The 1,368-nt window shown below is 27.5% G+C and carries 1 protein-coding gene; it reads right to left on the bottom strand.

Annotated elements, in window-relative coordinates; translation table 11 throughout:
• Positions 1-45: 45 nt before the first annotated feature.
• Complete coding sequence (locus IEZ21_RS49275; RefSeq protein WP_002447409.1) at positions 46-741, bottom strand: ABC transporter ATP-binding protein; 696 nt, start codon at positions 739-741, stop codon at positions 46-48.
• Positions 742-1,368 lie beyond the last annotated feature (627 nt).

The following is a 1,368-nucleotide window of genomic DNA, read 5'->3' as shown; positions in this document are numbered from 1 at the left end:
TTTTTAAACAATTTAAAACATTCTTGCTTAATTAAAGTGCCCATTTTACGATTGATCCTCCTTATCAATGATACTTAATAATACATTTTCTAAATCGTTATCTTTATATTGGTTTAATTCTTCTTCGGTAGTTTCAGTAACAATTTTACCTTTGTTAATGATAAGGATAGAATTGGTGATTTTTACTAACTCACTTAATATATGGCTAGAAATTAAAAAGGTAACGCCCTCTTCCGCTTTTTTTACAATGAGTTCTCTAACATCTCTTACAGCCCTAGGATCTAACCCATTCATAGGTTCATCTAAAATAATTAATTGGGGTTGATTTAAGAAAGCTATTGCAATACCTAATTTTTGTTTCATACCCAAGGAATATGTTTTGGCTTTATTATGTATATACTCATCCATTTTAAGTTGAGAGACAATTGTATCAATATCTTGAGTATTTTTAGTTTCATTTAGTAGTTTAAGATTGTCATAGCCTGACATAAAGGGATATACTCCTGGATTTTCGATCAATGCACCAACGTTACTTTTTTTATGCTTATTTTCAATAACTTCAAAGTTACCTTCTTGATAAATCGAGTAGCCTAATATAACTTTCATCAAAGATGTTTTTCCTGCCCCATTTGCTCCAACAAGACCGACAATCTGTCCTCGTTTTAAATTTAAAGAAATATCTTTGAGAATAGTCTTATTACCTATCTTTTTTGTTAAATGTTCTACTGTTAAAACATCCATACAATTATCTCCTTTTTAATTATTTAGATATATTTTAAATCCAAACTTAATGTATCATAAAAAAATAAATTATTTAAATACATGTTGAGATACATAAATATAAATTAAATGAAGTGCTGCATTTTATAAGTACACTCTAAATTAACAAGATGTATAATCAATCTCAAATTGTAATTTTATACTTTTATTATATGATCTTTGTACTTAGAGATATATTGTAAAAAAACCAATAAAATGTTATATTAACATTACTATTTTATCGATGAAGGAGGATTAAAATGACAGCTTCTATGAGACTCAAATAAACCTTTTTGAATACAAAACTAAATTAATTCAAAAAGGCTTGTCCGCAATACACACACTCATAGGATGACTTATGTCATTTTTTATCCTTCGATAGGAATAATAAACGCTTTCAAATACTAAAACATCGTAATAATTCTTTAAGTGTTTGAAAGTGTAATGTGAATGAGACAGGAGTAGCCTGTCTCATTTTTTGCGTACACGTCCTTTAAATATACAAGGAGTGTATAAATATGGAACAATATACAATTAAATTTAACCAAATCAATCATAAATTGACAGATTTACGATCACTTAACATCGATCATCTTTATGCTTACCAAT

Origin of the sequence: Streptomyces flaveus, assembly GCF_014647675.1 — a bacterium.
Lineage (GTDB): Bacteria > Actinomycetota > Actinomycetes > Streptomycetales > Streptomycetaceae > Streptomyces > Streptomyces flaveus.
The sequence above is the reverse complement of the archived record's forward strand: the minus strand, read 5'-3'. Positions and strand labels throughout refer to the sequence as shown.

What these genes read in the sequence shown, in the direction of transcription:
- IEZ21_RS49275 (WP_002447409.1), bottom strand. Translation starts at nt 741, where the DNA reads ATGGATGTTTTAACAGTAGAACATTTAACAAAAAAGATAGGTAATAAG.